Below are 7,844 nucleotides of genomic sequence, written 5' to 3' on the forward strand. Positions count from 1 at the left end.
ACCCTGTTTTTGTCCGTATAAGATACCTTGCTTAACACTTGTACTTTTGAACGATCTCACAAGCTGTGATTTTGGTGTTCAATACACGGACAAAAACAGGGTCAGTGTAAGGAAGGCACTAGGCTCATAAACCCTGCCCTGATTTTGTCCGTGTATGACAATGAATATTGTTGTGAGAGTTCACTCAAATGAGTAAATGAAATTTTGAGTAATTGAGTAAAGTTGATTTGTAATAAGTAGCAGCAGCTGGCTCGCCTCAAGCCTTCAGCGCGAGTAGCGGTGGGCGCACCTGTCAGTTACTCAGAATTCCCTTTCGGATGGAGGGTCTCTTTGATTTTTCGTATGTGGGAGTCAGGCAATATAGCTAGGGGACATGTTTGAGAAGTAGAGCTGAAAACGCATGATAATTACTACCCAACGCGCCTCTGGCCTTAGTCGACGTCCAAAAATAGAATTTTCAAAATATTACCTGTAAGCTAACTTACTCACAGTCTCATTTACTCATTTACTCACACAAACTTGAGGTTTTGAAATGCCTACGATTGCTGTTTTGAATCAAAAAGGAGGGTCAGGTAAAACGACAATTGCGATAAATCTGGCGCATTCTCTCCAGCTAGAAGGAAACTCGGTTCTCCTCGTTGACTCCGATCCTCAGGGGTCAGCCAGAGACTGGAATGAAGAAAATGAAGGCGAGATCATTCCTGTTGTTGGTCTTGATCGCGAGACACTACCAAAGGATCTGGCTGCAATATCGTCTGGCTACGACTACGTGGTGATTGATGGCGCTCCTCAAATTGCCCGGTTAGCCGCCGCTGCAGTCAAAGCAGCCGATCTGGTTATTATTCCGTGCCAGCCGTCGCCCTATGACATCTGGGCTGCGGCTGATCTCGTTGATGTCATCAAAGCGCGGCAAGATATTACTGATGGTAAGCCAGCAGCCGCTTTTGTGGTTAGTCGTGCGATTAAAAACACTAAGCTCGGTAAGGAAATACTGGATGCTTTGAAGGGGTATGAGTTTCCGATCCTTAAATCAGTAACGACTCAGCGCGTGGCTTATCCGTCCACGGCTGCCGAAGGAAAAACCGTATTCGTTGAACCTGGAAGTGAAGCAGCTAGGGAAATTATTGCCATTCGGGATGAAGTAAAGAGGTACCTCCATGCTTAAACCCAAAACTCGTCGTGATCGTGAAGACAACCAAGGTAAAGCAGCAGCACTGGAAGATGTGCGTAAGGAACCAATAAAACGTCTGAACGCTAATGTCCCAGCGTCTATCTATCAGGAGCTCCAGATCAAGGCTGCCCAGGATGGTCGAAAAATTAATGATTTGGTTAATCAATGGATATTGGAATACATTAAGTAATGAGTAAATGAGCAAATGAGTAAATGAGTAAACGAGTAAATGAGTATTAGGTGAAAAGTGGAGTAGTCCTGACTAGCTGGAAAAAGAGATCCGAACAAGAGGTGTGGTGTGCGTTTACTGCCGTAATGAATTTCCTCTTGTGAAATTCTTAAGGTGTGGCGTGGAATTCTGGAGTTTTAGGGGAGGGCAGGTGACACCACCTAAGTCAATCATCCAAAAACAAAGGTAAAACCACTGAAATAGGGGTACCGCGTTTACCTCCATCGGATCGAGGCTGGCGGACCAGTCGTTTATTGGCATCAAACGATCGCATGGGCACAATGCGGGCGTCTGGTGCATTTAAAAGCAACAAAGGTGTTTGGGCTTCGCGCTGAATTACGGACGATACACCGCCCACCTCGTCCTTTGGTCTGCGAATATTCATCAATGGACGCACTCGCAACAACCGCCGCCAGCGAATTGGCGTATCCTCGGGCAAATGCGTCAGCGCCTCACGCTCCCGTTGAACCGTTTCTTGCAAGCGCCGGATACTCATGCCGGTACGCGCAAGTAGGGCAGGGGAGGCATTACGAGCGGCCCACTCCAGTTTTGCATCAGCCGATGCCAGCGTAATGAGCTGGCTTCCGGTTTTGCGGCCCCATGAAAAGGTAACCGACTGCACTGGCCCTTGCAGCACGCGAAGCTGACGGACGACCTGCAAGTACACCAGCCCCGGAAAGGCGTGATGAATCAGATCGTAGCGTTCGTTTTCATCGGCAACCGATTGTGTGATCTCCCCAAAGCGCTGACGCAAGCGATTAATGAGCGCCACCTGATCCACCAACGGTTGCGGGTGATCGATGTTAATGGATACGGCTCCAGGCAGGCGCCAGACGTTTCGTGTGGACAGATCTTCGCCGGTATGAAAACGAGCAAAGCCAGCCAAGGCGTCATCGAGGGCGGTAACGCCGGATAAGGTCACCGGATCAATCCGGTCAGGTTCAATCAATTCCTCGCCCGGATAAATGTCGGGCAACACGAACACCCGAGCGTCAATGAGGTCCGATCCCCGCACGGTGTCCGCCAGCTCATCCAGAGCCGCCGCTTGCGCGGCCATGATCTGATGAAGCTCGGCACTCAAGTCTCGCCATTTCATCGGTCGTTCTCCTTACTGTTAGACCCATGAAATATACCATCATCCCCCCCCACTACACACACCACCAAAGGCCCCATCCCTCACCTTCTGAGCCCGCCCGAGAAAAAAGAAGAAAAAAACAAAAAGCGCTCGGTGGCGAGGGCGTGCTTGATGTCTCGTCATACTCCAGTTCTTTAGAAGAGCCTAAGGGTTGATGGTATATTTTAAGCAAGTTAGTATTCGATTCGGGCTTTGCCCTCACTCATGGTCGGTCGGGCAGATCCCTCCCGGAACCGTATCTTGGTGGTCAGGATAGAGTGGGATTGAAACCATCTGGTGGGCCGTGCGCGGCTCCTGAGCGATCTTGCAGGCGGCGGAGGTCTTCCAGTAGAGGGTTGCTTGGGCGGCCCGGCATATCTAGCTGATACCTGGCATGGCGTCCTTTCGCGTGTATAGGAAGCAATAACCCTTTGGCGACCAGATCCTGAAGGTCTCGGGTTGCTGTTGCCTTGCTTGCTTTGGTGATCGCCTGATACTTGGACGCGCTCATGCCCCCCTCAAAGCCGTCAGGGCCTGCATCAAGGAGTTTGCCTACGACCTTTCTTTGTCGGGCATTAATCTTTTGCGTGTCGGCTCGCTCCCAAAAGCGTGCCTTATCGATGACGTGTTGTACGGCATCCTCCGCCACGCGCTGACTTTCTATGGCGCATTGGCTGAACCACTCCACCCAGTCATCCACTTGCAGGGAGTCTTTGGATGCGCGGTTGAGATGAGCGTAGTAAGCCTTGCGGTGGCGACTGATCACCGCTGCGATACTGATGACTGACGGCTCTCCGAGGGATTCTGATAGGGCTTTGTCGGCAATTGCTCGGCCAACACGGCCGTTTCCATCTTCATAGGGATGGATAGTCTCAAACCACAGGTGTGCAATCGCTGCCCGGGCGACCCCAGGTAGCTGACGTGATTCTCCGTTATACCATTCCAGAAACCGACTCATTTCATCTGGTACTCGGTATGAAGGGGGCGCCTCATAGTGGATGGTCGGCCGGCTTATTGTGCCTGATACGGTTTGCATGGGCTCCGGGTGTGTCCGCCAGCTTGGTACGGGTGGCTGCGTCGCTTGCTGACCTTGTTGAAGGCTTCCGGGAATCACAAGAGACTGCCAGTGATCCAGCATGGCCGCGGTCAGTGGTTGATCGAATTGCTCGCGGGTTTCGAGGATGAGTGCCGCAACCCCAGCCGCAATGGGATCGTGAACCGGTATGCGTTGGTCTGGGTGCAAGAAATGGTTTCTAATGGAAGAGCGAACGTCGTCCCGGTTGATTCGCTCGCCTTCGATGGCGCTCGTTTCAATAGCGGCGTCCACAAGGAGGTCAATCTGAGTCTCCAGCCCGGGCTTTTCGTTCAGTGACCGGATGGCCCCTTGGTTTCGTGCCGCAGCAATGGTGTGTACTCGATCGTGAAACTGTGCGCGCTGCTGATCGAATTGATATTTGGGCCAGTCACATAATTCCCAAGTATACATAGTATGAGCCGTTGTGGGTTTTTAACGGCTCAACATTAGCACCATTATGAGCCGTTATGGAAGTGTTATCGGCTCAGATGTTTCCCGAACCTTCACGCTCTGTCGGCAGCCGGAATCCGGCTTTATGGAGTTTTTCTGCGCTGGCGGTAGGTTTGGCGTGCCAGTTTCGGTAGGTTGAGAGTGCCGGTTAAAATCCAGTCATAATATCGGTAGGTTCTCAGTGCTGGTCTGTGCATAAATAAGACGTATAGCTCAAAAGTTAACCAATCCTCTGCGCTTGGCTCAAAATGCCCGGTAGGTTTAGAGTGCCGGTTTTGCTAAAAAACGTTAAATAGTATCGAAAAGGCTAAATTCTGTGCATAACGTCGGTAATAAAATGTGGACAAAAAAGGCACCGGTAGGTTTGGAGTGCCGGTTTCGGTAGGTTGGCAGTGCCCGCTTCGGTAGGATGGCAGTGCCGGTTCATAAGCAAAACCCTTGATACAACAACAAGATGGGCGCTGAATCTCTGGCCCTATCCTTGTCTTTATCCTTTCCTATAACCATATCCTATTATTATCCGTAGGCGCCGAGCAGAGAGGGTAGGAGAGGGCGGTCCAAGCCCTACCTAGTATGGGTGTAGTGGTTCAATGATTCCGGACACCAACGTAGGTGGTAATATCGCCACCATAAGCGAGGTGTCTGATGACCAGAAAACGACGATCTTTTACACCAGAGTTCAAGCAGGAAGCTGCCTGTTTGGTGCTTGACCAGGGCTACAGTGTTGCCGAAGCCAGTCGCTCTTTAGATGTCGGCGAGAACGCCCTCAGGCGATGGGTAAAACAGCTTTCCGAAGAACGTGGCGGTGTTACACCCAAGTCCAAAGCCATGACCCCGGAACAGCAGCGAATCCAGGAATTGGAAGCCCGTTGTGAGAGGCTGGAACGGGAGAAATCGATACTAAAAAAGGCTACCGCTCTCTTGATGTCGGACGAGATGAATCGTACGCGCTGATAGACCAGTTGAGTGAGCAGGAGCCGGTTGAGATGGTCTGTAAAGCGTTTGAAGTGTCGAGATCCAGTTATTACGACTATCGCCGGAGGCGGTCCGTAGTGGATGCCACGCGAGTGGCTCTGCGAGCCGATGTGAACCGGATCTTTCGCAAGAGCCGAAGCTCAGCGGGAAGCCGTATGATCACCGCCATGCTTAATGAGGAAGGCGTTGTGATCGGACGCTTCAAGGTTCGCCGCCTCATGAGTGAGCTGGGACTGATCTGCAAGCAACCTGGCCCACACGCATACAAACAGGCAACTGTGGAAAGGCCCGACATTCCAAACCGGCTGAATCGTGAGGTCAGCGTCAGCCACCCAGACCAGGCGTGGTGCGGTGACATCACCTATGTGTGGGCTGGTCAGCGATGGAGCTATCTTGCGGTTGTTCTGGATCTCTATGCCCGCCGTGTGGTCGGCTGGGCGCTATCAGACCGGCCTGATGCAGAGTTGGTCGTAAAGGCACTGGATCACGCGTATGAACAACGGGGAAAACCGACAGGGGTTCTGTTCCACTCTGACCAGGGCAGTCAGTACGCAAGCCGATTATTCCGTCAGAGGCTCTGGCGTTACCGCATGGAGCAAAGCATGAGTCGTCGGGGAAATTGCTGGGATAATTCCCCTATAGAACGGGTCTTCCGGAGCCTGAAGAGCGAATGGATCCCATCACTTGGATACCGCTCGATTCCTGATGCAAGAAAGGATATTGGTGACTACCTGATGGACTACTACAACCGGCAGCGTCCCCATACATTCAATGACGGCATGCCACCTGTAGTCGCGGAAGAAAAACTTAAAATACTGTCCGGGATTAGTTGACCACTACAGGGTTATCTAGTAAGTCTTCGTGCAGATCACGCCGAACGGTTTTGTAGTTGTTGGCTGTAAACTCTTTTAGGGTGTCTCGAACCGCCTCCACCTCAGCCTGCCTTGCACGAGCCAAGGGAAGGGTGATCTGACGACCATCTGCCAAGTTGCCTAGATCGTATGAGCGAATGTTGATGATCGTCGTATGGCCAAGTGCAGCAGCTACCTCTTTCTTAGTCCGTTTAGCTCGCCTCGCCTCAACCGTATAGATCTTTCTGGCTGACGCCATATCTAAGGCTTCCAGCGCTTCGGCGTGGGTGGCTGTGTCCGTTGTGCTGTAAGCCAGCTTTCTGAATGAGCGGGACAGGGTGCCGAATTTGGAACTGGTGTTCCTGCGACGACCAATGCCAATGCAGTCTTCAATCAGATCTATCTGGGTGTCTTTGAACCCCTCCAGTATCAGGTGTCGAACACGCTCTTCCTGATGGTCTTTCGTCTTGGCGGTCTTCACAATCACAACCGGATAGGCTTGCCCTTCCTCTGCAATAAACAGCGACCTTTCAATCTTGCAGTCAGGCCACTCCGAGGGACGTATGCCCGTCATCAGAGTACCGATGAAAACCAAGTAGGCCTCAAACTCCGTCTCGGTCACATCACCCGACTGAACCCGCATTTGAAGCCCTTTCAGGAACTCGTGGTTAATCATCCGGGCTTTCGCAGACTTCTGAGCGCCGAGGGCTACTGCATTGCGCTTGCTTGCCAAGATGTCCTCAAGACGATGATCCATGCGACCGAGTGTTTCAGGGTTCTTTTGGGCGGCTATTCGAAAGCGTTTGAGATCCTGACGCTTAACAGCAATAGATGCCTGACTGTACTCACCTTCATCGAGCCACCTGAGCAATTCATCCTGAACTTGAGGGTCGCTTACAAGTGCGTCATGGAAGCGTTCTTTCAAGAACTTCTCGATCAGTTGGCGGGTCCGATCATCCAGATTGCCCATGATAGGCGGGTGATTTCCGCTCAAGCTGATTTTTACGTTTTTTCGAATAGTCATGATTCCGAAACACTCAATTTATAGGTTAATAACGCATGTGTGTCTGTGTGTCTTTACTATAACAACTTAATAGCTGGCGACGTACAGTTCTATAGGTGATTCATGTCTATTATGGTGCGCATGTTTTCGCTGGAGCTTTTTTATGTTTCGATTTGGCGGGTGTTTTGAAACACTGAAAATTGTCATTTTTGATTCCATTTTTTGAGGTCGTTGTCATTTTTGGTTCCGTTTTGGCGGTTAATTGTCAAAACCACTTCCTATTGGCAATGCAATTCCTACCCGTATCGACTTTTTGATAGATAGTGGCTGTTGACCATGGATTTTGGCTGGGTGTTGGGGCGCTTTTGCATCAGTCAACTTCTCGGGTGTCAGGTCGGTTGGGGGTCGAAATTAAGATGAATCGTGCGCACGATTTTTTCTGGAGTTTGGTTGGCGCCTGTTAGTGGGGTGGTCGAGCAGGTGCAGAGATTTTCAGGGGCAGATTATGATTTTTCACGGCGTTGGGCGGGTTTGTTTGCCGGGTGCGCTGCCATTGTTGCCATGTTTGGTATTCGTGGTTTCCGCGGTTTTAATGGTATTCGTGCCATTGATGCCATTATTGCCATGTTTGGTATTCGTGGTTTACGCGGTTTTGATGGTATTCGTGCCATTGATGCCATTATTGCCATGTTTGGTATTCGTGGTTTACGCGGTTTTGATGGTATTCGTGCCATTGATGCCATTCAGGCCATCTTTGCCATTGCTGGTAATAATGGCTTTAGCGGTAATCGTGGTAGTTGCGCCGCAGATGGTATAGGTGGTTTTCGTGGTAATAGTGGCAAATCCGGAGATTTCGCCATCCCGTTCATTAGAGCACAAGCTGAGTATCCGCTTTGCGACTAGGACACTCTCTAAGCTCAGCTAAACAAAAGCGAACATTCGAGTCAGGGCTTTTCTTCACAGCCCCCAAGCCAAT

Annotated in this window: 7 protein-coding genes; 4 read left to right on the plus strand and 3 right to left on the minus strand. The window is 50.9% G+C overall.

The annotated features are described in order from the left end of the window. The first annotated feature begins 532 nt into the window (after positions 1–532). Together parA and ACTH3S_RS11925 are read left to right on the plus strand one after the other, a co-directional pair. Positions 533–1,165, plus strand: a complete 633-nt coding sequence (gene parA / locus ACTH3S_RS11920; RefSeq protein ID WP_441809230.1) for a ParA family partition ATPase — start codon at positions 533–535, stop codon at positions 1,163–1,165. After that, positions 1,158–1,361 (plus strand): hypothetical protein, encoded by a 204-nt coding sequence (locus ACTH3S_RS11925; RefSeq protein ID WP_441809231.1) that lies wholly within the window; start codon positions 1,158–1,160, stop codon positions 1,359–1,361. Before parA ends, ACTH3S_RS11925 begins: the two co-directional genes overlap by 8 nt. A 205-nt stretch (positions 1,362–1,566) precedes the next feature. On the opposite strand, the gene ACTH3S_RS11930 is transcribed toward ACTH3S_RS11925, so the two are convergent. Then, complete coding sequence (locus tag ACTH3S_RS11930; protein WP_441809232.1) at positions 1,567–2,496, minus strand: DNA replication terminus site-binding protein; 930 nt, start codon at positions 2,494–2,496, stop codon at positions 1,567–1,569. Between the two features lie 286 nt (positions 2,497–2,782). Next, complete coding sequence (locus tag ACTH3S_RS11935; protein ID WP_441809233.1) at positions 2,783–4,000, minus strand: Fic family protein; 1,218 nt, start codon at positions 3,998–4,000, stop codon at positions 2,783–2,785. Positions 4,001–4,684: 684 nt separating this feature from the next. On the opposite strand from ACTH3S_RS11935, the gene ACTH3S_RS11940 reads away from it, so the two are divergent. Next, positions 4,685–5,847, plus strand: a protein-coding gene (locus tag ACTH3S_RS11940) for an IS3 family transposase (protein ID WP_441809234.1) whose coding sequence is annotated in 2 segments (ribosomal slippage) — positions 4,685–4,940 and positions 4,940–5,847 — 1,164 coding nt in all. Because the reading frame shifts where the segments join, the coding sequence is not laid out codon by codon here. On the opposite strand, the gene ACTH3S_RS11945 is transcribed toward ACTH3S_RS11940, so the two are convergent. Then, positions 5,840–6,889: a hypothetical protein gene (locus ACTH3S_RS11945; RefSeq protein ID WP_441809235.1), complete on the minus strand. Its 1,050-nt coding sequence runs from the start codon at positions 6,887–6,889 to the stop codon at positions 5,840–5,842. The two genes, ACTH3S_RS11940 and ACTH3S_RS11945, sit on opposite strands and share 8 nt — an antisense overlap. A gap of 402 nt (positions 6,890–7,291) precedes the next feature. On the opposite strand from ACTH3S_RS11945, the gene ACTH3S_RS11950 reads away from it, so the two are divergent. Beyond that, positions 7,292–7,771 (plus strand): hypothetical protein, encoded by a 480-nt coding sequence (locus ACTH3S_RS11950; protein ID WP_441809236.1) that lies wholly within the window; start codon positions 7,292–7,294, stop codon positions 7,769–7,771. Positions 7,772–7,844 lie beyond the last annotated feature (73 nt).

It is taken from the genome of Marinobacter sp. (assembly GCF_052094685.1).
In the GTDB taxonomy this organism is placed as follows: Bacteria; Pseudomonadota; Gammaproteobacteria; order Pseudomonadales; family Oleiphilaceae; genus Marinobacter.